At 45.0% G+C, this 26,579-nt stretch carries 19 protein-coding genes and 1 riboswitch; of the genes, 17 read left to right on the top strand and 2 right to left on the bottom strand.

The window, feature by feature from the left end; translation table 11 throughout:
- The first annotated feature begins 108 nt into the window (after positions 1-108).
- The 14 genes from GN277_RS22360 to GN277_RS22290 all read left to right on the top strand — a co-directional run bounded on the left by GN277_RS22360 (position 109) and on the right by GN277_RS22290 (position 19,803).
- Positions 109-1,107: a CobW family GTP-binding protein gene (locus GN277_RS22360; RefSeq protein WP_159753943.1), complete on the top strand. Its 999-nt coding sequence runs from the start codon at positions 109-111 to the stop codon at positions 1,105-1,107.
- 29 nt (positions 1,108-1,136) lie between these two features.
- A complete protein-coding gene (locus GN277_RS22355) occupies positions 1,137-2,078 on the top strand; it encodes a TIGR03943 family putative permease subunit (RefSeq protein WP_159753941.1) in 942 nt (313 codons plus the stop codon).
- Between the two features lie 39 nt (positions 2,079-2,117).
- Positions 2,118-3,221, top strand: coding sequence for a GDSL-type esterase/lipase family protein (locus tag GN277_RS22350; RefSeq protein ID WP_159753938.1), 1,104 nt, complete (start codon positions 2,118-2,120; stop codon positions 3,219-3,221).
- A 102-nt stretch (positions 3,222-3,323) separates the two neighbouring features.
- Entirely contained in the window at positions 3,324-6,857 is a 3,534-nt protein-coding gene (gene nifJ / locus GN277_RS22345) for a pyruvate:ferredoxin (flavodoxin) oxidoreductase (protein WP_159753935.1), read from the top strand.
- Positions 6,858-7,115: 258 nt separating this feature from the next.
- Positions 7,116-8,405 carry a DUF262 domain-containing protein gene (locus GN277_RS22340; RefSeq protein WP_159753932.1) on the top strand — a complete coding sequence of 430 codons (1,290 nt, stop codon included), beginning with the start codon at positions 7,116-7,118 and terminating at the stop codon, positions 8,403-8,405.
- Entirely contained in the window at positions 8,390-9,487 is a 1,098-nt protein-coding gene (locus GN277_RS22335) for an AAA family ATPase (RefSeq protein WP_159753929.1), read from the top strand. The genes GN277_RS22340 and GN277_RS22335 overlap by 16 nt, the downstream gene beginning before the upstream one ends.
- The gene (locus GN277_RS22330; protein ID WP_159753926.1) at positions 9,450-10,253 is read left to right on the top strand and encodes a hypothetical protein; all 804 of its coding nucleotides are present in this window, start codon (positions 9,450-9,452) and stop codon (positions 10,251-10,253) included. The genes GN277_RS22335 and GN277_RS22330 overlap by 38 nt, the downstream gene beginning before the upstream one ends.
- Positions 10,254-10,319: 66 nt before the next feature.
- Positions 10,320-11,171, top strand: coding sequence for an SDR family oxidoreductase (locus GN277_RS22325; RefSeq protein WP_159753923.1), 852 nt, complete (start codon positions 10,320-10,322; stop codon positions 11,169-11,171).
- 71 nt (positions 11,172-11,242) lie between these two features.
- Positions 11,243-11,428, top strand: a riboswitch (Lysine riboswitch).
- 266 nt (positions 11,429-11,694) lie between these two features.
- Positions 11,695-13,302, top strand: coding sequence for a Na+/H+ antiporter NhaC family protein (locus GN277_RS22315; RefSeq protein ID WP_159753917.1), 1,608 nt, complete (start codon positions 11,695-11,697; stop codon positions 13,300-13,302).
- A 167-nt stretch (positions 13,303-13,469) separates the two neighbouring features.
- Positions 13,470-16,391 (top strand): insulinase family protein, encoded by a 2,922-nt coding sequence (locus GN277_RS22310; RefSeq protein WP_159753914.1) that lies wholly within the window; start codon positions 13,470-13,472, stop codon positions 16,389-16,391.
- Positions 16,392-16,426: 35 nt separating this feature from the next.
- A complete protein-coding gene (gene era, locus GN277_RS22305) occupies positions 16,427-17,323 on the top strand; it encodes a GTPase Era (RefSeq protein WP_159753911.1) in 897 nt (298 codons plus the stop codon).
- A gap of 68 nt (positions 17,324-17,391) precedes the next feature.
- A complete protein-coding gene (locus tag GN277_RS22300; RefSeq protein WP_159753908.1) occupies positions 17,392-17,565 on the top strand; it encodes a hypothetical protein in 174 nt (57 codons plus the stop codon).
- Positions 17,562-18,326 (top strand): DNA repair protein RecO, encoded by a 765-nt coding sequence (gene recO, locus GN277_RS22295; protein WP_244324843.1) that lies wholly within the window; start codon positions 17,562-17,564, stop codon positions 18,324-18,326. Before GN277_RS22300 ends, recO begins: the two co-directional genes overlap by 4 nt.
- An 85-nt stretch (positions 18,327-18,411) precedes the next feature.
- Positions 18,412-19,803 carry a glycine--tRNA ligase gene (locus GN277_RS22290; RefSeq protein WP_159753905.1) on the top strand — a complete coding sequence of 464 codons (1,392 nt, stop codon included), beginning with the start codon at positions 18,412-18,414 and terminating at the stop codon, positions 19,801-19,803.
- Between the two features lie 121 nt (positions 19,804-19,924).
- On the opposite strand, the gene sstT is transcribed toward GN277_RS22290, so the two are convergent.
- The gene (gene sstT, locus GN277_RS22285) at positions 19,925-21,154 is read right to left on the bottom strand and encodes a serine/threonine transporter SstT (protein ID WP_159753902.1); all 1,230 of its coding nucleotides are present in this window, start codon (positions 21,152-21,154) and stop codon (positions 19,925-19,927) included.
- 478 nt (positions 21,155-21,632) lie between these two features.
- Here sstT and tdh point away from each other — a divergent pair, with 478 nt between their 5' ends.
- The 3 genes from tdh (at position 21,633) to GN277_RS22270 (ending at position 25,429) form a co-directional block, all read left to right on the top strand.
- Complete coding sequence (tdh, locus tag GN277_RS22280) at positions 21,633-22,685, top strand: L-threonine 3-dehydrogenase (RefSeq protein WP_159757066.1); 1,053 nt, start codon at positions 21,633-21,635, stop codon at positions 22,683-22,685.
- Between the two features lie 29 nt (positions 22,686-22,714).
- Entirely contained in the window at positions 22,715-23,908 is a 1,194-nt protein-coding gene (locus GN277_RS22275) for a glycine C-acetyltransferase (protein ID WP_159753899.1), read from the top strand.
- A 123-nt stretch (positions 23,909-24,031) separates the two neighbouring features.
- Positions 24,032-25,429, top strand: coding sequence for an aminopeptidase (locus GN277_RS22270; protein WP_159753896.1), 1,398 nt, complete (start codon positions 24,032-24,034; stop codon positions 25,427-25,429).
- Between the two features lie 79 nt (positions 25,430-25,508).
- On the opposite strand, the gene GN277_RS22265 is transcribed toward GN277_RS22270, so the two are convergent.
- The gene (locus GN277_RS22265; protein ID WP_159753893.1) at positions 25,509-26,459 is read right to left on the bottom strand and encodes an AraC family transcriptional regulator; all 951 of its coding nucleotides are present in this window, start codon (positions 26,457-26,459) and stop codon (positions 25,509-25,511) included.
- Between the last annotated feature and the right edge of the window lie 120 nt (positions 26,460-26,579).

Here is a 26,579-nt window from a genome sequence, read left to right as displayed (position 1 = left end):
GGTATATCAGGGTGTGCTTCTGGCAATAATTTAATCGACGCTCTGGCGGCAGATGGAAGTTTGTGGTAATATATTGGTCGTATAAAATGGTGAAAAGAGGAATAGAAGATGACGAAAGTAGACATTATATCAGGTTTTTTGGGCGCCGGAAAGACAACCTTTATCAAACAGTTGATTGAACAGGTATTTACCGGAGAAAAACTGGTGCTGATTGAGAATGAGTTTGGAGAAATCGGTATTGACGGCGGTTTTCTCAAGGATGCGGGGATTGAGATTACGGAGATGAATTCAGGATGTATCTGCTGTACGCTGGTGGGGGATTTCAGCAAGGCGCTTCAAAAGGTACTGGAGGAATACAAGCCTGACCGTGTGCTGATTGAACCGTCGGGGGTAGGGAAATTATCCGATATTGTGAAAGCAATCGAGGATGTGAAGAAGGATGCCGAGATTGAGATTAGCGGAAGAATCACAGTGGTTGACGGTAAGAAGGCGGTATTGTACCTTAAGAATTTTGGAGAGTTCTTTGAGGACCAGGTAAAGCATGCGTCTACGATTGTAATCAGCAGAACCCAGATGATGTCAGGTGAGAAGATTGAGGAATGTGTTCATATACTCCGCGAGGAAAATGCAGAAGCGGCGATTATCTCTACGCCGTGGGATGAGCTTTCAGGTGAAGCGGTCTGTCGTGCCCTTGACCATGGGGCTGAGATAGAAGAATTTCTGCAAAATCATAGCGAGCATGAAGGAGAATGTGGATGCGGTCATCATCATGAGCATGAAGGAGAATGTGGATGTGGTCATCATCACCACGGCCACCACCATCATCATGCGGATGAGATATTTACAAGCTGGGGTAAGGAGACTGCCCACAAGTACACGGATGAAGAATTGGATTTCCTGCTGAAAGCATTGTCCGAGACGGAGGGCTATGGAACAATCCTGCGTTCAAAAGGTATTATCCCCATGGCGGACGGCACATGGAAACAGTTTGATCTTGTTCCGGAGGAATATGAAGTTCGTGAAGGCAAGGCCGACTACACGGGTCGGGTATGTGTGATAGGGACGGATTTGAAGGAAGAAGAACTGCTGAAATTATTCCATATCTAAGTTTAAATAAAAGAAATGAAGGTGATTGTATGAAAACACCCGTATTCATATGTACAGGTTTTCTGGACAGCGGAAAGACGACGCTTGTGAAGGACACGCTGATGGAGCAGGAGTGGATTGCGCCTGGGCTTACGCTTTTGATTCTGTGCGAAGAAGGTGAGGTAGGGTATCCGGAGGAATACCTGGAATCCCGTGAAATGGTTCTGCTGAAAATCGACGAGTTCGACCAGTTGAGTCCGTCATTTTTTAAGAATTGCGAAAAAAACTATCATCCCGCCCAGGTGGTAATCGAATATAACGGAATGTGGAAGCTGGAGGATTTGCTGTGCATCAAGTACCCAAAAAGTTGGGAGTTACAGGGGGTTTATTCTACCGTGAATGGCACCACCCTGGATATGTATCTTAAGAATATGAAAAATGTACTGATTGAGCAGTTGACAGAATCTGAGCTGATTGTGGTAAACCGCTGTCCAAAAGGGATAGACCGTTCGGGCTTTCGCAGAGCGCTTAAGGTGCAGAATCCAATGGCGCAGTTGATTTTCGAGGGGGTGGACGGAAGAATCATACAACCCACAAAGGAAGACCTTCCCTATGATGTCAAAGGGGAAAAGATACAGATAGCTTCGGCGGATTTTGGAATCTGGTATGTGGACGCGTACGATCATCCAGAGCTGTATCTCCACAAAGAGGTGGAATTTGTGGCCCAGGCGTTTCGGCCTAAGGGTATGGAGGAGAATATGTTCGTTCCGGTGCGCAAGATTATGACATGCTGTGCAGACGACTTGAAGTTCTATGGATATCCCTGCAAATCTGACCGTCCAATTGGATTCAAGAAGGGCGCTTGGGTCAAGGTTCGGGCAAGATTTGAGTATGAACAGGCGGTGTCTTTTGGCAACAAACAGCCAGTGCTGTACCTGCTTGGCATGGAGACGGCTGCAAAGCCAGAGGAGGATGTCGTTTATTTAATGTGATAGGATGGGGTCAGCTTATGTGCCGGAAGAAGGATTCGTATGAAATTTGGGGGAAATATTAAGAGAAGGTCAGGGAGATTCCTGGCATTGTGGATTAGTTTATTTATCTGTGTCATCATGATTTTGCCAGGAACAGGGTCGGTTCCATGTAAGGCAGAGGAGATTGCAGGAGACGGGCAGGCATGGGAGGGCGATACCATTTACTGTACCGCATTGGGAGACAGTATCGCCAAAGGATATGGGGGAAAGGGGCAGGAGGATTTAATCAGCTACACACAGTTGATTGCAGACCAGGTGGCCGGTGAGACAAAAATTCCCACAGAATGTGAAAAATTTGCGAAAAATGGCCTGGATTCTTTGCGGCTTAACTCAGACATTCTGACTATGGAGGAGGCTCTTTCTTCCCTTGACCGCGCGGACATTATTACCTTGACCATTGGGGCCAATGACTTGATGCAGGAATTCAAACATGCGGCACAGGAAGTACTGGGGACAGAACGCAAGTTTCTGAGTGTTTACGACGCGTTTGACGCCTTACAGGAGGGGGTGGAAGGAAATCCTCTGCTGATTGTTAAGATTCTGGATGTGCTGAACAACTGGGATTATACAATATTTGAGGAACAGTGGATGGCTGCCATGGATACCATAACGGCTCATAGGAAAAGTACGGCGCAGTTAGTTGTGACGACTATCTACAATCCGGTCAGCCAGTTTGAGCTGCCAGGCGCCATGAACGGCATTGTTGAGGATATTATCTGCAACATGAACCAGGTTATGTACGAACATGCTGAGGACTATGATTATCGGGTCGTTGATCTGTTCGACTCAGAAATTTGTGAGCACACCCAGGAGGACGGCCTTCATCCAGACCAGGAGGGGCAGGAGGTGATTGCGAAGCTGGCGATTGAGAAGCTAGATACTGGCAGGTTCAAAGGAGAACCGGAAAAGGAGATTAAGGAGGAAACAGCGCCTAAGAAGGCAAAGCAACGCAAGTACAGTCTGTGGACAATCTTAGGTCCTCTGCCGTGGATTGCTATGGCGATTCTTTTAGGAATCACAGCGGTATTTCTGTTTTGGATTGCAAAGAGAAAAAACACTGACTTGTACCGAAAAAGGAACAAAAATAAGGGAAAGAATGACTAGACTTTTAACAATGTGTGGACTATAATAAAATCACACGTCAAATTATACCAGATAAAAGGTCTGGTATATCAATTTGCACAATTATAAGGAGGAACAACGAAAATGGCAAGAAAAATGAAGACCATGGATGGTAATCAGGCTGCGGCTCACGCATCATACGCATATACAGAAGTTGCGGCTATTTACCCAATCACACCATCATCTGTTATGCCAGAGCATGTGGATGAGTGGGCAACTGAAGGCAGAAAGAATATCTTTGGACAGACTGTCCAGGTAACAGAGATGCAGTCAGAGGCAGGAGCAGCGGGAGCAGTACACGGTTCCCTGGCAGCAGGTGCTATGACGACGACATTTACGGCATCCCAGGGCTTACTGCTGATGATTCCTAACTTATATAAAGTAGCAGGCGAGCAGCTTCCGGGTGTGTTCCATGTATCCGCGCGTGCGCTTGCCAGCCATGCACTGTCAATCTTTGGAGATCACTCTGATGTATACGCATGTAGACAGACAGGTGCGGCTATGCTCTGTGAGTCAAGCGTACAGGAGGTTATGGACTTAACACCGGTTGCACATTGCGCAGCTCTTAAAGGCAAGCTTCCGTTCATTAACTTCTTTGACGGCTTCCGTACTTCTCACGAGATTCAGAAGATTGAGACATGGGATTATGAAGATCTGAAAGAATTAGTAGATATGGATGCTATCGACGCATTCAGAAACCATGCATTGAACCCGAATCATCCATGCCAGAGAGGTTCTGCTCAGAATCCGGATATTTTCTTCCAGGCAAGAGAAGCATGTAACCCATACTATGATGCTATGCCAGCAATCGTTCAGGAGTACATGGACAAGGTTAATGCTAAGATTGGCACAGACTATAAGCTGTTTAACTACTACGGTGCAGCAGACGCTGAGAAGGTAATCGTTGCAATGGGCTCTGTATGTGATACGATTGAGGAGACCATCGACTACCTGATGGCAGCAGGCGAGAAGGTTGGTGTTGTAAAGGTTCGTCTTTACAGACCGTTCTGCGCACAGGCATTGATCGATGCAATTCCTGACACTGTAAAATATATTAATGTTCTTGACAGGACGAAGGAGCCGGGAGCACAGGGAGAGCCGTTATACCTGGATGTTGTTTCCGCACTGAAGGGCTCTAAGTTCGACGCTGTTCCGGTTAATTGCGGACGTTATGGACTTGGCTCTAAGGATACTACACCTGCACAGATTGTTGCAGTATTCAATAACGCTGAAAAGGCAAGATTTACAATCGGTATTGAGGATGATGTGACCAAGCTTTCCCTTGCAACAGGACCGGCACTGGTTACAACTCCGGAGGGAACCATTAACTGTAAGTTCTGGGGACTTGGCGCAGACGGAACGGTTGGAGCTAACAAGAACTCCATTAAGATTATCGGTGATAACACGGATATGTATGCACAGGCATATTTTGACTATGATTCCAAGAAGTCCGGCGGTGTTACCATGTCTCACTTACGTTTCGGTAAGAAGGCGATTAAGTCAACCTACCTGATTCGTCAGGCGAACTTTGTTGCATGTCACAATCCTTCTTATGTGGACAAGTATAACATGGTTCAGGAGTTGGTTGACGGCGGAACCTTCCTTCTGAACTGCTCATGGGATATGGAAGGTCTTGAGAAGCATCTGCCAGGACAGGTGAAGGCATATATCGCAGACCACAACATCAAGTTCTACACCATCGACGGAATCAAGATTGGTAAAGAGATTGGACTTGGCGGACGTATCAATACAGTATTGCAGTCTGCATTCTTCAAGCTGGCGGCAATCATTCCGGAGGAAGAGGCAATCGACCTGATGAAAGCTGCTGCAAAGGCTACCTACGGAAGAAAGGGCGATAAGATTGTTCAGATGAACTACGATGCCATTGATGCAGGCGCAAAGCAGGTTGTAGAAGTGACTGTTCCGGATTCATGGAAATCCTGCGCTGACGAGGGCTTATTCACACCAGAGGTTAAGGGCGGAAGAGAAGACGTTGTTGACTTCGTTAAGAATGTTCAGTCCAAGGTAAATGCACAGGAGGGTAATTCACTTCCGGTATCTGCGTTCAATGATTATGTAGACGGTTCTACACCGTCTGGTTCTTCCGCATACGAGAAGCGCGGTATTGCGGTAGATATTCCAGTATGGGTAGAAGAGAACTGTATCCAGTGTAACCGCTGTGCATACGTATGTCCTCACGCTGTTATCCGTCCGATCGCTTTGACAGAGGACGAGCTTTCTAAGGCACCAGAAGGAACAAAGGCAATCGACATGATTGGTATGCCAGGTATGAAATTTACCATGTCCGTATCTGCTCTTGACTGTACAGGCTGCGGTTCTTGTGCAAATGTATGTCCGGGCAAGAAGGGCGAGAAGGCTCTTGTTCTTAAGAACATGGAAGAAAATATCGGTTCTCAGAAGGTATTTGACTTCGGCAGAGAGATTCCGGTGAAGCCAGAGGTTGTTGCCAAGTTCAAACCAGAGACTGTAAAGGGAAGCCAGTTCAAGCAGCCGTTGCTTGAGTTCTCAGGCGCTTGTGCAGGATGTGGAGAGACACCATATGCGAAGCTGATTACACAGTTATTCGGTGACAGAATGTATATTGCCAATGCCACAGGATGTTCTTCTATCTGGGGTAACTCATCACCGTCCACACCTTACACCGTAACTCCGGAAGGTAAGGGACCAGCTTGGTCTAACTCTCTGTTCGAGGATAACGCAGAGTTTGGATACGGTATGCTGTTGGCACAGAAGGCAATCAGAAATAGATTAAAAGCTCAGGTTGAGGAGATTGCAGGCTTTGATAAGGCTTCTGACGAAGTTAAGGCAGCATGCAAGGAATATCTTGATACCTTTAACTGCGGCGTATCCAACGGAGACGCTACGGATAAGTTAGTTGCAGCGTTAGAAGGATGTGATTGCGAGACATGCAAGGATGTCGTTAAGAATAAAGATTTCCTGGCTAAGAAGTCTCAGTGGGTATTCGGCGGCGACGGATGGGCTTACGATATCGGATTCGGTGGTGTTGACCATGTACTGGCAAGCGGCGAGGATATCAATGTAATGGTATTCGATACAGAAGTTTACTCCAACACTGGCGGACAGTCCTCTAAGGCAACTAAGACTGGTGCAACCGCACAGTTTGCGGCAGGCGGTAAAGAGACGAAGAAGAAAGACCTTGCAGGAATCGCTATGAGCTATGGCTATGTATATGTAGCGCAGATCGCAATGGGCGCAGACTTCAACCAGACAGTTAAGGCTATCGCAGAGGCAGAGGCATATCCGGGACCGTCATTGATTATCGCTTACGCACCATGTATCAACCATGGTATCAAGAAGGGTATGAGCAAGGCTCAGACAGAGGAAGCGTTGGCAGTAGAGTGCGGATACTGGAATAACTTCCGGTTCAATCCGGCTGCAGAGGGCGCGAAGTTCTCACTTGACAGCAAGGAGCCAACAGGAGATTATCAGGAATTCCTTGACGGAGAGGTTCGTTACAATGCGCTTAAGAGAGCGAATCCAGAGAAGGCTGAGAAGCTGTTCGCTAAGAACGAGGCTGAGGCTAAGGAGAGATATGCATACCTTAAGAAGCTGGTTACTCTGTATGGGGAGGACTAATCCTATAGGTTGAGGTTTTTAGGCAATACAGTGATATGATTTCATAAGATAAATTAAATACGAAGCTCTGGGAAAGTTGTTTTACACAGCCTTTTCAGATATGCAGGTACAAGTGGAAGTCCGGCGCTTAATATTTAGCGCGGGACTTTCACTTGTATTGTGATATAAAACTATCTATTTATTTCAGGCTATGATATACTGTTTTTTAATGAGAAATCTATGTAATATTGTTGCAGAGAATAGGATGTGATATAAGATATGCAGGAGATATCAAGCCAGATAAAAAAAGAAATCGAAGATTTTGCAAAAGAGAATAATAATGAGATTAGTCTGTTTGCTGTCTCAGATATTTTAAACAACAAAACGGCAGGAATTGATGAAGACTTATTAAATCACACTCTTGATCAGTTAAGGAAAGAAGGAATAAAGCTTCTCCCTTTAGATATGGATGAAGGGTATAAGGCGGATATGAATGAACCTGATCAATTTATTCCTTCGGATGTAAATATTACACAGATTCCGACGAATATTTCAAATATTATGGAACGGCTGGAGAATGAGGAATTTGATCTGACACCTGTATTTCAAAGGCATGGCGGTCTGTGGAGTAAAGAAGAACAGAGCCAGTTGATTGAGTCATTAATGCTGAAGATACCGTTGCCGGCTTTTTATTTTGATGCCGCCAGAGAGGATAAGTGGATTGTAATAGATGGTTTACAGCGTCTTACCTCTTTTCAAAATTATCTGGTGGGGAATATGCAGGAGAATGGCTTGCGAAAGAAATATTGTTTTACAGGTTTGCAGTATTTATCAGATTTTAACGGGATGACATTCGATGATCTTCCCAGACAATATATCAGAAGGATTAAGGAATCTTCAATCATTGCGTATACAGTTATAAAAGGAACTCCGGACGAGGTTGTATTCAATATTTTTCAGAGAATTAATACAGGTGGGATTCAGCTAAACGCTCAGGAGATAAGACAAGCCTTGTATTCAGGGAAAGGCACTGACTTAATTAAAGAGCTAGCAGAACTACAGGAATTTAAAGAAGCTACTCAATTTGCGGTAAAGCCGGAAAGGATGTTGGATCGGGAGTATGTATTGCGTTTTCTTGCATTTACAGAGCTGGATTATAAAAAAGAATATAAAGGGAATATTAATAACTTTTTGATAAAAGGATTAAAAAAAGCGAATACTTTTCGTGAAGAAGATATAGAGCGAGTCACAGAACGATTCATACGAGTTATGAATGTATGTAGAAATGTTTTTGGAAAATATGCTTTTAGAAAATATAATAAAAATTTTCGGCGTGGACCAATCAATAAAGCTATTTTTGAAATTTGGGCTATTTGTTTCAGTGAATTAGATGATAATCAGCTACAAAAAATAGTGAGAAATAAAGATAAGTTTATAAATCAATTTGGAGAACTTTTGCTAAAGACCGAGTTTGCAATGACATTAAAAGCAGGTGATCAATATTCGTTTATCAAACGAATTGGTATGACCAGAGAATTTGTAGAGGGATTTTTATGCTTAGAGAATTAGATTTAAAAAATTTTAAATGTTTTGAAAAACTTCACATAAATTTTTCTACAGTCAACATTTTGACAGGGTTAAACGGCATGGGCAAATCTACAGTTATACAGAGTCTTTTGTTATTAGCGCAGTCGAAAAAGAGCATTTTGTCGGATGAGACATTATGTATAAAGGGAAGGTATGTAAACCTTGGAACCGGACAGGATATCCTTTATGAAAAGGCAGAGGAAGATGAGATTGGCATAGGGATACAGGCAGATAAGGCAGAGGAAAAATTTCTTTTTGGATATGGTTTTGAAAAAGATGCGCTGCCGTTGAAAAAAGTATGTTCTGAAATTAAGAGAGAGGTGTTTATGAGCTGGGCCGAGCGGCTGCTTTATTTATCTGCCTATCGTATAGAACCACAGTTTTTGTATCAAATTGAGAATGAATATAATGTTTCGGAAAGACATTTTGGAAAGAACGGTGAATTTGCAATTCAATATTTGAAACTATATGGCGGAGATAATGTGGCAAATAAAAAGGTTATAATCGGAGATGTGGACAAGACCACTGTTGCGGAGCAGGTAAAATCGTGGCTTGATATTATATCTCCGGGGGTATCACCAATTATCAATATTGATATGTCATCCAGAACAGCGGAATTGAAGTATGAATATATTGAAGGCAGGGAAAAAACGAATTCATACAAAAGCGTAAATGTAGGATTTGGTATTACTTATGTGCTTCCTATAGTAGTTGGGTTGGTATCTGCAAAACAAGGTGATATCCTTTTAATTGAAAATCCGGAGGCACACATACATCCAAAAGGGCAGAGAATGTTAGGAGAATTAATTGCGGCTTCAGGGGCTGGTGGTGTCCAGGTGATTGTTGAAACACACAGCGACCATGTGCTCAACGGAATTCGTGTAGCTGTCAAAAAGAATAAACTGGATCCCAAAGAGACAGGCTTCTTCTTTTTTTATAAGGATGTGGATGATTCTTATAAACATAAAGTTATGTGTCCGATCTTGGATAGAAACGGGAGACTGGATGAATGGCCGGAGGGTTTTTTTGACGAGTGGGATAACGCGCTTCTGGAGTTGTTATAAAAAAGCTGGGATTGGAAAGGTGATGAGAATGATAGCCGTAATTAATGATGTATCATTTCAGTATCCATTTGCTACAAAAGAGCTTGCAGTACAATATATGCATCAATTTCTTGATATTTGTAAACGAATACAAAAGGATGAGATAACGAATATCAAGAAAATAAGAACAGGTTTAGTCGATTCTCAGACGTATATTGGACCTGATTACAAATTAATTCAGTTGATACAGGAATTTAAAGGCAGGGAAGAAAGGTCATTACTGCTTGGTATTTTAACGAATAGGGGCACATATCAGGAAGATGATAGACTGGTTTGTAAGATTGACGGGAAAGAATCGTTGATTTGCGCGCAGGGAATAGGCAATTTTTTGGTCAGTCTTTTATCGGGCCAGATATTTTCAGAAATTACAATAAAAGGAACGGTTCATGAGAAAGAAGTAGAATTGCGGAATCTGTCTAAGGATGAACATATAGAATATTATCGAAAAGAATTAGGGATTCGCAGGTATCATGCAAATGATAAAAAACATAAATATCACAGGGAAAATCCCTATGGAAAGGGAAAGATAGGAAGTCGGATGGATTTGCATGATGAAGATGCACAGGATTTATTGAATAAGGCGATCAACATTAAAGGAAGATTATATGCGAAGAAAAATGGATATTACTATGCCTTTCAAAATGAGATGGATATCATTTATCACGGATATCGGGCGGAGGATTTGGGAGAAGATATAAAGCGGCAATTAGACAAAAAATTTACATAGTTAAGACAAGAAGCTTAAGAACCAGATATCAAGGTTTTCCAGTAGATTCATAGAAAGAGGTAAGATATGAAAAAGCTGTTAGTTACGGGCGCTTCCGGTTTTCTCGGAAGGAGAATTGCAGAATTCTATAGTGAAAAATATGAGCTCTACACCCCAGGGCATAAGGAAATGGATATCACTGACAGAGAAAAGGTATCCGCAGTATTCCATGATTTCAAACCCAATTTTGTCATACACAGCGCGGCGGTTTCTGATGTGGGGATGTGTGAGAGAGATCCAGAAGGTTCTTGGAGGATTAATGTAGACGGAAGCAGGAACATAGCGACAGCATCGGCAGAACTTCACGCTAAATGTATCATCTGCAGCTCCGACCAGATTTATTTTGGAAGCCAGATATCGGGACCCCACAGAGAAGATGAGGAGGTAAATCCACTTAATGTCTATGGCAGAGAAAAGAAGAAGGCAGAGGAGGTATGTTTGGCAGAGAATCCAAAGTGTGTGCTGCTTAGGCTGTCATGGATGTATGACACCATAACGAAACAGGAGTGTGAGCATGGAGATTTTTTTCGCACACTGATTTTAAGCCTTGAGACTTCAAAGGATTTGTATTATCCTGTAAATGACGTGCGTGGGATTACTGATGTAAATGAAGTCATCCGTAATCTTGAAAAGGCGTGGGAATTGAAAGGCGGAAGCTATAATTTCGGTTCATCCAATAACAGGAATACATACGATACGGTTTTCGCAATGTTTTCAGAGCTTGGATGGGAGACGGGGCGGATTAAGAGAAACGAGGAGGCTTTTGCGACGGCGCCCAGAGATATCAGCATGAATCTTGAGAAGATAAATCATAATGGGATTATATTTACCTCCACACTGGACAGTTTGGTAAGAAATGGGGTGGAAAAATATCGTTAAAATATCGTTAAAAGTCAATCTTTTATTGACAAGCCATCCGAAAAGTGATATAAATGCACTATATGAATAACTAACTTGGTAGAGGCGCGGTCTTCATTAGTACTTTGTGACGATAGAATGGGAAGCTGTCACGAAGGAAAGGGGATGCCGCCGAAGGAGTGTAAGGAAGCATATTCCATGGGTCTCCCAATCCGCATTCCTGGGACGCAGTCAGAAGATGCTGCGGACTGTCACATCAGTGGAGCGCTATCATAGGTATAAGATTGTGAAGATTGCCAGATATAAGTATTAATATACGGTTTCATGCAGATCGGTATACGCATACCCTTCGGGTGGGTGGATTTCATCCGTTAAGGCATAGATGTGTATTAAGCATCAGTGGATGGAACGGTTCAATAATAATTTCTGTGTAGATTATGCCATGAGCGAGCTCTGAGTAAAGCGTTGTTCATGGCATTTTTAATTCCTGATATTAGGATAAAAATGGACCAACATAAGAATGGAAAGAGAGGAAATCTTTACAATGAGAGAAAAGAAAAGGGTATTCTTAAGGGTGTTCACATTCCTGTGTATTCTGGCATGTGGCTCTGTTACCGTATTGGGGGCAGACGAAGCTGCGGAGTATGTGCCGAATATGTACGCAACATTTTGGTCGCTGATACCGCCTATCGTTGCCATTGCTCTGGCATTGATTACGAAGGAGGTATACAGCTCCCTGTTCGTCGGAATCCTGATTGGGGGAATCTTCTATTCTGGATTTACCTTTGAGACAACAATTACTCATGTATTTCAGGATGGTATTGTAGGCGTATTGTCCGACAGCTATAACGTGGGAATCTTAGTGTTCCTGGTGGTGCTTGGAATCATGGTCTGCCTGATGAACAAGGCGGGAGGCTCTGCTGCATTTGGACGATGGGCCAGCGAGCATATCAAGAGCAGAGTGGGAGCGCAGCTTGCAACGATTCTCCTTGGTGTGCTGATTTTTATCGACGATTATTTTAACTGTCTGACCGTGGGAAGCGTTATGCGTCCGGTGACGGATAAGCACAATGTTTCCAGGGCGAAGCTGTCGTATTTGATTGACGCTACGGCGGCGCCTGTGTGTATTATTGCGCCCATTTCCTCCTGGGCGGCGGCTGTTACGGGATTTGTGGAGGGTGAGGATGGCTTCTCTATTTTTATTCGTGCGATTCCATACAACTTTTATGCTATTCTGACGCTTGTGATGATGGTTACAATCGTTGTTCTGAATATTGATTATGGCCCCATGAAGCTTCATGAGAAGAATGCTTTAAATGGGGATCTCTATACGACGCCTGACAGGCCCTATGCCAATGCCGAGGAGGATGTAGACGAAAGCAAGGGAACTGTAATCGATCTTGTGGTTCCGATTGTTGTGCTGATTATCTGCTGTGTGATTGGAATGATTTACACAGGAGGTTTCTTTGAAGGAGCAGGGTTTGTGGAGGCATTTTCAGGCAGCGATGCTTCCGTAGGGCTGATGCTTGGAAGCTTCTTTGCACTTGTGGTTACCATTGCATTTTACGCAGTAAGAAAGGTATTGAAGTTTAGTGAGTCTATGGCTTGTGTTCCGGACGGCTTCAAGGCGATGGTTCCGGCGATTCTGATTCTTACATTTGCCTGGACGCTGAAGGCCATGACGGACAGCCTTGGCGCGGCGGAGTATGTTGCGGGTATCATGGATTCAGCAGCCGGCGGTCTTGTGAACCTGCTTCCGGCAATCATTTTCCTGGTGGGATGCTTTCTTGCATTTGCCACGGGAACGTCATGGGGAACCTTTGGAATCCTGATTCCAATAGTGGTAGCCGTATTTGCCGGAACCAATGAGACTATGATGATTATCTCTATTTCCGCATGTATGGCAGGTGCAGTTTGTGGCGACCACTGTTCACCGATTTCTGACACAACAATCATGGCGTCGGCAGGCGCTCAGTGCAACCATGTGAACCATGTAACCACACAGCTGCCCTATGCAATTACAGTAGCAGCCGTATCATTTGTGACATACGCCATTGCCGGTTTTGTCAAAAGTGCGTTTATCTGTCTTCCGCTGGGAATTATATTGATGGTGGGTACTTTACTTGTTTTAAGAAATATGAAAGCAGAATAGGAAAAATGAAATCCCTGGGGTAAAACAGTCTCAGGGATTTCTTGTGTTTTTAGCAATACATTTGATTAGTTAAATAAGTTTTTACGATTTCTCTTGTAGAGTAGGGAAAAATTGGATAGAATGTATTGTAAAACAGAGCAACAGTAAAAGAAGAAGGAGTATAGCAGATGAGTATCAGAGATTTGAAGGCATATGAGATCATGAAGGAAGAAGATTTGATTGGAATCCAGGCAAAGGGGTATCTGCTTCGTCACAAAAAAAGCAGGGCCAGGATTCTTTTAATAGAGAAGGATGACAACAACAAGGTATTTAGTATTGGTTTCCGCACGCCGCCCAGTGACAGCACCGGAGTTCCCCATATCATGGAACATTCTGTCCTGTGCGGCTCCAAGAATTTTCCGGCGAAGGATCCCTTCGTGGAGTTGGTGAAGGGTTCTCTGAATACATTTTTGAATGCAATGACCTATCCGGACAAGACCGTGTATCCTGTGGCAAGCTGTAATGACAAGGATTTTCAGAATTTGATGCACGTCTACATGGACGCTGTGCTTTATCCGAATATCTACAAGCACGAGGAAATCTTCCGGCAGGAGGGGTGGAGTTACAAGTTGGATTCTCCTGCGGATAAACTGGAATACAACGGTGTTGTATATAATGAGATGAAGGGGGCGTTTTCCTCTCCGGAGGGAGTGCTAGATCGGGTAATCTTAAATACCCTGTTTCCGGACACCTCCTATGCAAATGAATCGGGAGGCGATCCGGAGGTAATCCCAGAGCTTACCTATGAGCAGTTTCTTGATTTCCACAGGAAATACTATCATCCGTCCAACAGTTATATTTACCTGTACGGAGATATGAATATGGAGGAGAAATTAAACTGGCTTGACAGAGAGTACCTGGGGGATTTCGATGCCAGAGAGGTGGATTCCAGAATCCGATTCCAGGAGCCCTTCGGGGAAATGTGTGAAAAGACGATTCCCTATTCCATAGCCAGCGAGGAGTCAGAGGAGGATAATACCTATCTTTCCTATAATAAGGTAATTGGCACCAGCTTGGACCGGGAGCTGTATCTTGCTTTCCAGATTTTGGATTATGCCCTGCTTTCTGCGCCGGGCGCGCCTCTTAAGAAAGCGCTTACGGATGCAGGCATTGGCAAGGATATTATGGGCTCCTATGACAACGGGATTTACCAGCCTATCTTCTCAGTAATCTCCAAGAATGCCAACGAAGACCAGAAGCAGGAATTTGTAGACCTGATTGAGAGTGTACTTTCGGATTTGGCAGAGAAGGGAATAGACAAAAAAGCGTTGGAGGCAGGGCTTAACTACCATGAGTTCCGCTATCGAGAGGCGGATTTCGGCAATTATCCCAAGGGCTTGATGTATGGCCTGCAGATGATGGACAGTTGGCTCTATGACGAGGATGAGCCTTTTATCCATGTGGAGGCTTTGGAGACGTTTGAATTTCTGAAAAAACAGGTGGGAACCGGATATTATGAGGCATTGATACGAAAATATCTCCTTGACAATCCACACGGCGCTGTGGTGATTGTTAAGCCTGAGAAGGGGCGTACAGCAAGGATGGACGCAGAGCTTGATAAGCAGCTTAAGGCGTACAAGGAAGGGCTTACCAAAGAAGAAGTAGAAGAATTGGTCAAGAATACCGAGAAGCTTGAGGCGTACCAGTCTGCACCAGAGAAGGAGGAGGACTTAGAGAGAATCCCTGTGCTGAAAAGGGAGGATATTTCCAGAGAGATTGAGCCGATTGTGAACGAAGAATTGAAGCTTGGCGGTGTTCCGGTGATTTTCCATGAGATAGAGACCAACGGAATCGGGTATCTGGACGTACTCTTTGACATTTCCGGTATCAGGGAGGAGCTACTACCCTATGTGGGAATTCTCCAGTCTGTGCTCGGTATCATTGACACAGAGAATTACGATTACGGGGAATTATTTAACGAGATTAATGTGCATACCGGCGGAATCGGCACATCCCTGGAGCTTTATAATGATGTCACCAACATTCAGGAGAAGGCGTTTAAAGCCACGTTTGAGATAAAGGGGAAGGCGTTGTATGGAAAGCTTCCGGTTGTATTTTCTATGATGAGCGAGATATTGACAACGTCAAAGCTTACGGATACCAAGCGGCTTAAGGAGATTCTTGCTATGGTGAAGTCAAGGCTTCTGATGCGTTTCCAGTCCTCCGGACATTCTACGGCAGCCCTTCGCGCCTTATCTTATGCTTCGCCTTCTGCCAAGCTTAAGGATATGACCAGTGGAATCCAGTTCTATCAGACGATTGCCTATATCGAAGAACATTTTGATGAGGAGAAGAAACGCCTGACAGAGATTTTAAAGAGCCTGGCAGAAAAGCTTTTCAGACCGGATAATATGATGCTTAGCTATACCGCTTCCAGGGAGGGCTTAACAGGAATCGAAGGGTATATCGAGGATATGAAGAAGAACCTGTATCATGCTTTGCCAGGGGAAGAAAATTGCGTGATTCACTGTGAGAAGAAGAACGAAGGCTTCAAGACAGCGTCCAAGGTACAGTACGTGGCGAGGACAGGGAATTTTATCGATTACGGCGCGGCATATACAGGGGCTTTGCAGATTTTGAAGGTCATCTTAAGCTACGACTATCTGTGGCAGAATATTCGTGTGAAAGGCGGAGCCTATGGCTGTATGAGCAATTTTAACAGGATTGGCGAGGGATATTTTGTATCTTACCGCGACCCTAACTTGAAACGGACGATGGAGGTCTACGAAAAGGTAGTGGACTTTCTCAAGGATTTTACCGTCAGCGAGCGGGATATGACGAAATATATTATTGGTACTATGAGCAATATCGATCATCCCATGACTCCGGCACAGAAAGGCGAGCGTTCCATGAACCTCTATATGAATAAGGTGAGCGCCGAGATGATTAAAGAAGAACGGAATCAGATCTTAGACGCAGGACAGGAGGATATCCGCGCTCTTTCTCAAGTGGCAAAAGCTGTTCTTGAGGCAGACCAGTTCTGCGTAATCGGCAGCGAGGAGAAGATAGAAGAAAACAAAGAGATGTTCCAGACGGTGACAGGCTTCTGATTGCTTGAGGAATTTTAAAAGAAACAGGAGAGAATATGAAAAATGACTATAAATCAGGTTTTGTAACTTTGATTGGCCGTCCCAACGTAGGTAAATCTACCCTGATGAACCACTTGATTGGACAGAAGATCGCCATCACCTCCAATAAGCCTCAGACCACGCGCAACCGAATTCAGACGGTTCTGACTACAGAAGAGGGGCAGATTGTGTTCGTGGATACGCCAGGTATTCACAAGGCGAAGAACAAGCTGGGCGAATACATGGTGAATGTTGCGAAGAAGACTCTCAATGAGGTGGACGTGGTGCTGTGGCTGGTGGAGCCAACTACCTTTATCGGCGCCGGAGAGCAGCATATTGCCAGTCAGCTTAAGAAGGTAAAAACTCCGGTGGTGCTGGTCATCAACAAGATTGACAGCGTAAAGCGGGAAGAGGTATTTTTGGCCATTGCGGCATACAAGGACATCTATGATTTTGCAGAGATTGTTCCTGTGTCTGCAAGGAATGGAAATAACACAGATGAGCTGATTCAGGTGGTAATGAAATACCTTCCTTACGGACCGCAGTTCTATGACGAGGACACAGTGACAGACCAGCCAGAGCGTCAGATTGTGGCAGAGCTGATTCGCGAGAAGGCTCTCCATTGCCTGCAGGATGAGATTCCCCATGGAATCGCCGTGGCAATCGATTCTATGAAGACTAATAAAAAGGTGATGCATATTGACGCCACGATTATCTGCGAGCGGGATTCCCACAAGGGGATCATTATTGGAAAACAAGGAAATATGTTGAAAAAGATTGGCAGTACAGCGCGTTTTGAGATTGAAAAAATGCTGGAAATGCAGGTAAACCTTAAGCTTTGGGTGAAGGTTAAGAAGGATTGGCGGGACAGCGATTTTCTTATGAAAAATTTTGGATATCGGGAAGAAGAATAAAATCATATGCCTGCGGGACAACCTAATCTTAGTAACTGTATAGAGGATACTAAGGACGAGGTGATAGCATGGAGGAAGAATACTGGAAACGTTTCCTTAAGACGGGAGACATTAAGGATTATCTCTATTATAAAGGAATGGCAATCTGCAGGCAGGTGATGGAGAATTATGCCCAGGGAGCATGCCGTCATGTATGCCCCGATGGGACAGGAGGACAGCCAAAGCTGTCCAATCAGGAATGAAAGTGAGGCAGCAGGTGAATCAGATTAGTGTGACAGGTATGGTGCTTGCGGCGACACCCATGGGTGAATACGACAGAAGGATTGTAATTTTGACGAAAGAGCGGGGGAAGATATCGGCGTTTGCCAGGGGCGCAAGGAAGCCAAACAGCGCCCTTGTGGGGGTGACAAGCCCCTTCTCCTTCGGAGAATTTACTGTATATGAGGGGCGGACATCTTATACATTGATGTCGGCCTCTATTTCCAATTATTTTCAGGAGTTGCGGCTGGATGTGGAGGGGGCGTACTATGGTTTCTATTTTCTGGAAATGGCGGGGTACTATGCTCGCGAGGCAAACGATGAGACGGGGCTTTTAAAGCTTTTGTATCAAACCTGCCGCGCCCTTGTAAACCCACATATTCCCAACCGTCTGATTCGTCGAATCTATGAACTTCGCGCGGTGACGGTCAACGGTGAAGGGCCTCAGGTGTTTGAGTGCGTCTGCTGCAGAGGCACGGAGCAGGACATGATGTTCAGCGTAAAGCGCGGCGGGCTGGTTTGCAGCCGATGTATGGAGGTGGGGCATGTTTCGGATGCAAGACCCCTTCACCCCTCCACCCTGTATACCCTGCAGTACATCGTTTCATCCCCTATTGAGAAGCTTTACACCTTTGTCGTAAAGGAGGAAGTGATGGAAGAATTAGAGGAGATTGTGACGGATTATCTTGCCGAATATCTGGGAAAATCCTTTAAATCACTGGAAATACTGGAAACAATTCTGTAATTAGCACTTGAAATGAAGATGTGTTGACGGTATAATAAGTAGAAATTGTAACATATAGATTATTTAAGAAGGTGAGGAAGAGGATATGGCAGAAAAGACGATGGAAAAGATTGTGGCGTTGGCAAAATCCAGAGGATTCGTATACCCAGGCTCCGAGATTTACGGCGGGCTTGCCAATACATGGGACTATGGTAATCTCGGTGTAGAATTAAAGAACAACGTAAAAAGAGCATGGTGGCAGAAGTTCGTACAGGAGTCCCCCTATAATGTCGGCGTGGACTGTGCGATCTTGATGAATCCCCAGACATGGGTGGCAAGCGGACACCTGGGCGGATTCAGCGATCCTCTTATGGATTGTAAGGAATGTCATGAGCGTTTTCGTGCAGATAAGATGATTGAAGATTATGCACATGAGAATGGAATAGATTTAGGAGACAGTATTGACGGGTGGAGCCATGAGCAGATGGAGGCTTACATTAAGGACAAGGAGATTCCCTGTCCCACCTGTGGAAAGCATAATTTCACAGAGATTCGTGAGTTTAACCTGATGTTCAAGACCTTCCAGGGAGTTACGGAGGATGCCAAGAGCGTCGTATACCTTCGTCCGGAGACTGCGCAGGGTATCTTTGTAAACTTTAAGAATGTACAGCGTACCTCTAGGAAGAAGATTCCCTTTGGTATCTGCCAGGTTGGTAAGTCCTTCCGTAATGAGATTACCCCAGGTAACTTTACCTTCCGTACCAGAGAGTTTGAGCAGATGGAGTTAGAGTTTTTCTGTGAGCCGGATACAGACCTTGAGTGGTTTGCATACTGGAAGCAGTTCTGCCTTGACTGGCTGAAAGCTCTGGGGCTTAAGGAGGAGGAGGTTCGTTACCGCGATCACTCTCCGGAGGAATTAAGCCATTACAGCAAGGCAACTACGGACGTAGAGTTCCTGTTCCCATTCGGGTGGGGGGAGCTGTGGGGCATTGCCGACAGGACAGATTTTGATTTGACCCAGCATCAGAATACCTCCAAGCAGGATATGAGCTATTTTGACGATGAGAAGAAGATTAAGTATATTCCTTATGTTATTGAGCCGTCATTGGGCGCTGACCGTATGGTACTTGCATTCCTGTGCAGCGCATATGATGAAGAAGAACTGGAAGGCGGAGACATGAGGACCGTCCTTCGTTTCCATCCGGCATTGGCGCCGGTAAAGATTGGTGTCCTGCCTCTTTCCAAGAAGCTGAACGAGGGCGCCGAGAAGGTATATGCACAGCTTTCTAAGAAATATAACTGCGAGTATGACGAGCGCGGCAATATCGGCAAGCGTTATCGCCGTCAGGACGAGATCGGAACACCGTTCTGCGTGACCTACGATTTTGAGTCCGAGGAGGATGGAGCCGTAACTGTACGTGAGCGTGATTCCATGGCGCAGGAAAGAGTTAAGATAGACGAGCTTGACGCATATTTTGCAAAGAAATTCGAGTGGTAGAAATGAAAGTGGGGAGGCAGTAAAATGAAGTCTTACTGCCTCCCCCTTTTGTAATCAGTTTACAGAGTAAAATGATTACTTTTCATATGACATTTATATTACCAGGAAAGAGTTATCAAGTTTATTTTGCATAATTCTCTGGATGTAATCTTCTGTCTCTGTATTCTGCACAGGCGGTAAAGAGTACGTCTGTGGAAGAATTCAAACCTGTCTCGCAGGAATCCTGGATAACGCCTACAATAAAGCCAACACCAACAACCTGCATTGCAATATCGTTGGAGATACCGAACAGGCTGCACGCCATAGGAATCAGCAGCAGAGAGCCGCCTGCAACTCCGGATGCTCCGGCTGCACTGGCTGCGGATAATACGCAGAGGATAAAGGCAGTCGGAAAATCTACAGAAACATTCATGGTATGGGCTGCGGCTAATGCCATCGTAGAAATCGTAATCGCCGCGCCTGCCATATTAATGGTGGCGCCCAGAGGAATTGATACAGAGTATGTATTCTCATCCAATCCAAGGTTCTCGCACAGTTCCATATTTACCGGAATATTGGCCGCAGAGCTTCGTGTAAAGAATGCGGTAATAAAACTGTCTTTTAAGCATCTAAATACTAGCGGGAAGGGATTCGAGCGCATACACAGGAATGCAATCAGCGGGTTCAGAACCAGCGCCACGAACGCCATAGTGCCTACCAGTACGAGAATCAGACGTCCATAGCTTAACAGTACGCCCAGTCCCTGCTCAGAAATGGTAGTAAAGATCAGGCCCATGATACCAAAGGGCGCGCAGCTTATAATCCACTTAACAGCAGTGGCTACTGCGTCTGCGATGTTCTCTAATGCCTGCTTGGTACCGTCGTTCGCCTTCTTGAGAGCGATTCCGAAAATACAAGCCCAAGCCAGGATACCGATATAGTTGGCCTTCACAATAGAGTCAACCGGATTGGCAACAACGTTCATCAGTAGGTTGGTCAAAACTTCTGTCACTCCGCTTGGAGGCGCTACGTCACTGGCGGCTGTGCTCTCAGACAGCGTCAGAGTGATTGGGAACAGATAACTTGCCAATACTGCGGACAGTGCAGAAATCAAGTTCCCCAGCAGGTAAAGGATGACGATAAACTTCATATTCGTCTTCTGGCCTTCTCCCATATGGCACAATGCGCTCATAACAAGGAAGAATACCAGAATAGGGGCTACGCCCTTTAAAGCACCGACAAACAAGTTGCCCAAGATGGAGATTGCCGTTGCCTGCGGAATTACCAAACCAAGGATAATACCGATAATCAGCCCGCAGATAATTCTTTTGACAAGGCTGATGCTGTTCCATGTGTTCCATACGTTTTTCATGTTCACTTACCTTTCTTTGCAGATGAAGATATCTGCAATTCCTCTCTAATAAAATATGTTCCCCGATTCATTGATATATTATCATGGAGGAAGATGTCAGAGGAAACACCAGGCTCCCTTCCGTTCTTAATATATCAATAATAACAGTATTAATTATATAGAAAAAATATCATTTTGTAAATAGTTTTTAGTGAGAAATAACTATAAATATTTTTTATATGAAAAATATGTCATTATAGACAAAATTAAGGATTTTATAGAGATAGAAATTGTATACAAATGCCTATATTGTATAAAATAATATGCTGCATGGACTGTCTGTACAAAATGGTAAAATATTTGGATGATATGATAAAAAAAAGAAACAAAATATACAAAGGAATCCATTGTAAGTCCTGTCAGGGAGTGTTATAATGGCATCAGATAAATAGCCGTTTAGGGAGGCGGCTGGAACAGGAGGAATATAGAATTGAGTGAAATGAATGATGGAATGATGTGGGCGCTGGTGAAGGAGAAGCCAGAAGAGGGACTGTGGATGAAGCGGGTTCCAGTTCCGGAGGTAGGTCCCAATGACGTGAAGATTAAGATTCGTAAGACAGCAATCTGCGGAACAGATGTCCACATCTATCAGTGGAATGACTGGGCACAGCATACAATTCCGGTAGGGCTGACAGCGGGCCATGAGTATGTAGGTGAGGTTGTGGAGATTGGAGAAGGCGTCAGGGGCTTTAAGATTGGCGACCTGGTATCTGGAGAAGGGCATATTACCTGCGGCAAGTGCAGGAATTGTCTGGAGGGACATAAGGAGAACTGTAAGGATGCAAAAGGAGTGGGCGTGAACCGCAACGGGGCGTTTGCAGAGTATCTGGTAATTCCGTCCTGCAACGTATGGCCATGTAATCCTGCAATTCCGGAGGAGATGTATGCCATCTTCGATCCATTTGGCAATGCCACCCATACGGCGCTGTCATATGATATGCTGGGCGAGGACGTGCTGGTGGCCGGTGCAGGACCTATTGGCTGTATGGCGGCAGCCATCGCGAAGTTCTCAGGCGCAAGGCATGTAGTTGTTACAGATTTGAACCCCTACAGGCTTGACCTTGCCAAGAAGCTTGGCGCTACCAGGACCGTGAATTTAAAGGATGAGAAGCTTACTGATGTCATGAAGGAGATTGGAATGACAGAGGGCTTTGACGTGGGACTTGAGATGTCCGGTTCACAGGCAGGGCTGCATGACATGATTCATAATATGAAGCATGGCGGTAATATTGCGCTTCTGGGACTGCAGAGGACAGACGCTACAGTTGACTTGGAGACGGTAATTTTCAACGGCCTGAATATCCGCGGTATCTATGGCAGAAAGGTGTGGGATACTTGGTACAAGATGTCCACAATGATTCAGGCAGGGCTTGATATTTCCCCGATTATTACCCACCATTTTGATATTAAGGATTATGAGAAGGGCTTTGAGGCAATGATCTCCGGACAGTCAGGAAAAGTAATTCTTGACTGGGCTCATGTGAATGATTAATTTTTAAAGAAGGAAGGAATAATAAGAAGATGGCACGTAAAGACGATATTTTAAGCATTTATACGAAAGAAGTGGAGGGGATTAAGGAGGCTGGCCTGTTTAAAGGCGAAGCGCCCTTTGTTTCACCCCAGGGGGCAAGAGTGAAGCTGGAGGACGGACGAGAGCTTTTGTGCATGTGCGCGAACAACTATCTGGGATTGGGCGATAATCCGCGTCTGATCGAGGCGGCGAAGAAGACCTATGATGAGAAGGGATATGGCGTGGCTTCCGTTCGGTTTATCTGCGGAACCCAGGATATTCACAAGAGATTGGAGAAGAAGATTTCCGATTTCCTTGGAACAGATGATACGATTCTTTACTCCTCCTGCTTCGACGCCAACGGAGGATTATTCGAGACGATTCTGACGGCAGACGACGCGGTAATCAGTGACGAGCTCAATCATGCCTCCATCATTGACGGGGTGCGTCTGTGTAAGGCAAAACGCTTCCGCTATAAGAACAATAATATGGAAGACTTGGAGGCCAAGCTTAAGGAGGCAGACGAGGCAGGCGCAAGAATCAAGCTGATTGCCACAGACGGTGTGTTCTCCATGGATGGAATTATCTGTAACTTAAAGGGAGTATGTGACCTTGCGGACCAGTACAACGCGCTGGTTATGGTGGATGACAGCCATGCGGTTGGCTTTGTAGGCAAGACTGGACGCGGAACGCCGGAATACTGCGGCGTACAGGGACGTGTGGACATTATCACAGGTACATTGGGGAAGGCTCTTGGAGGAGCATCCGGCGGATATACCTCTGGACGCAGGGAGATTATCGACCTGCTTCGTCAGAGAAGCCGTCCCTATCTGTTCTCCAATTCCCTGGCTCCTGCGATTGCAGGCGCAAGTATCGAGCTGTTCGATATGCTGGATGAGAGCACCGAGCTTCGGGATCATTTAGAGGAGGTTACGGCTTATTATCGCAAGGAGTTGGTAGACGGCGGCTTCGACGTTATTCCGGGAACACATCCATGCGTGCCGGTAATGCTGTATGACGAGAAGACGGCGGCAGAATTCGCTAAGAGGATGATGGAGAAGGGCGTGTATGTAGTTGCATTCTCCTATCCTGTAGTTCCGAAGGGGAAGGCAAGAATCCGTACACAGGTATGCGCAAGCCACACCAAAGAGGACATTGACTTTATCGTGAAGTGCTTCAAGGAAGTCAGAGACGAGATGAAGTAATTATTCAAAAGAGAATCGGGGGCGTAGTAAAATCCTGTTTTACTGCGTCCCCTCATTGTCAAGAAGGTTTCCATCTGTTAGAATAGGAAACGTATTTTATAAAGAAACGGAGGAAGTAAAGTCATGAGTCAGGAAAATGTATGGAGAACTTATTCTCCATCTGCAATGGAGGAGCTTGAGAAGGTAAACCGAGAGTACAAGCTGTGTCTGGATGAGGGTAAGACGGAGAGGGAGTGTATTGATGCTTCCGTGGAAAGGCTTGTGAAGAAAGGTTATAAGTCTTTAGAAGCGGTAAAAGAGGCGAAACAGCCGTTAAAGTCCGGCGATAAGGTATATGCCGTGTGCATGAATAAGGCAATCGCAGCCTTTCATATAGGGAAACAGCCGCTTTCTGAGGGAATGAATATCTTAGGCGCTCATATCGATTCACCGCGGATTGACATCAAGCAGAATCCGCTTTATGAGAACGATGAGCTTGCCTATCTGGATACCCATTACTACGGCGGAATCAAGAAGTATCAGTGGGTAACGATTCCTCTTGCCCTTCACGGCGTCATTGCGAAGAAGGATGGTTCTGTGGTCAAAGTAAATATCGGGGAGAAGGAGGATGATCCGGTCTTCGTTATTACTGACCTGCTGGTGCATCTGGCGGCAAAACAGTTGGAGAAGAAAGCCAACGAGGTAATCGAGGGGGAGAAGCTGGATCTTCTGTTTGGAAGCCGTCCCATTGAGAAGGATGAGACTCTGGATAAAGAGGAAAAGGATACAGTCAAGGCCAATGTTATGCGGCTTCTGAAGGAATACTATGATATGGAGGAAGCTGATTTTGCGTCAGCGGAGCTTGAGATTGTTCCAGCAGGCAAGGCAAGAGACTGTGGAATTGATAGGAGTATGGTATTGGCTTACGGACAGGACGACAGAGTATGTAGCTTCACGTCGCTTTTCGCCATTCTGGATGTGGAGGATGTGGACAAGACTGCATGCTGTATCCTGGTGGACAAGGAGGAGATTGGCAGCGTAGGCGCCACAGGTATGCACTCCCGTTTCTTTGAAAATGTGTTGGCGGAACTGATTGCATTGGAGGGCAGCGAGTCAGAGCTTAAGTTAAGGCGCGCCCTTGCCAATTCCAGGATGTTATCCTCTGACGTGAGCGCAGCTTATGACCCCATGTTTGGGGAGGCATTTGAGAAGCGCAGTTCTGCATTCTTCGGTAAGGGGCTGGTATTCAATAAGTTTACCGGAAGCAGGGGAAAAGGCGGCTCTAATGATGCTAATGCCGAATATCTGGCAAAGCTTAGGAAGGTGATGGACGACGCACAGGTGGCTTACCAGTATGCCGAGCTTGGCAAGGTTGATGTAGGCGGCGGCGGAACGATTGCTTATATTATGGCCAACTATGGTATGGAGGTCATCGACAGCGGTGTGGCTGTGCTGAGCATGCATGCGCCGTGGGAGATAACCAGCAAGGCGGACGTATACGAAGCATATAAGGGATATAAAGCATTTTTGACAGCCAAATAGATCTAAAAAGAGCTGCCACGAAATAACTTTATGAAAGTTGATTTCGTGGCAGCTTATTTTTTGGCAGAATGTAATCTGCTTATGAGCGATGTTTTCGTGGGGCTGTTTCATTTTCACGCTGGTTTACACCCAGAGCATCCGTAATTCCCTTTACAGAAGAAGAATATTCTGACGGGGACATACCTGTTGCTGCCTTGAACTGCTTGGAAAAATAGGGCAGTGAACTATAGGACAGATAATAGGCAATCTCTGTGAAATTCATGGTTCCCTCTCGAATGATTTCCCTGGCATGTTGGATTTTTAAGGCATTGAAATAGTCAATTACACCGCATTCCTTCGAGTCATGGAACAGGGACTGTAAAGCCGAGCGGCTGATGGAAAATTCATTGCAGATATCCGTAAGCTTAAGCTGTTCACAGACATGGTCCTCCATAAACTGGATGATCTTATCCAGGCGCTCCTGTCTGGCAGACTGTTTCTCAGGCGAGTCCTTAGGAATGGCAGACTTGGACACAGTACTCTCAGGGTGGTTTCGGATGCAGGAAATCAAGAATAATTCCAGATAAAGAACAATTAACTGCTGGGAGGCAAAAGGAGTCTTATCCTTGATTTTCACCTGCTCTACGCTGGGCAGGTTCATGGGAGTGGAAAAAGTCTGCTTTCCCTCTGATATAATGTGGGAAATCAGCGCCCGCTCATCTCCAGAGAGAGTATAACTCTTATGTACAAAATGCTTCATTGCCGGAGAGTTGCATATGAAGGATATGGCAATCAAGTTCGGAGAATTCTTACCAATAGATTTAATGGCATGGAATTCATTTGGCTGATGAAAAATGATATCGCCTGTGTTCAGTGTCATCCAGGTATCGTCATAGCGCACAGATACTGTTCCGTTGTCAACATATAAGAATTCCCAGAAATCATGGGCCTCCCCCTGGAAGACAAAATTTTTCATATACTCAAAATAATGAAGAGTGATGATGGAGTCAATATGAATATCTTTGCGCATTTTGGTTTTGATATAGGTCATTTTATCACCTCTTTGCTGATTGTGACTTATTACTAAATTATGTGTTTCATAGGGAAGCACACATTAGTGTGCTTGTATAAATAATACCAGAAATGAGATGATTATACAATAAGCCTAGAC

This window comes from Sporofaciens musculi, assembly GCF_009830285.1.
GTDB classification, from domain to species: domain Bacteria; phylum Bacillota; class Clostridia; order Lachnospirales; family Lachnospiraceae; genus Sporofaciens; species Sporofaciens musculi.
Note: the sequence above shows the minus strand (reverse complement) of the source record. Positions and strands in the feature narration are given on the sequence as shown.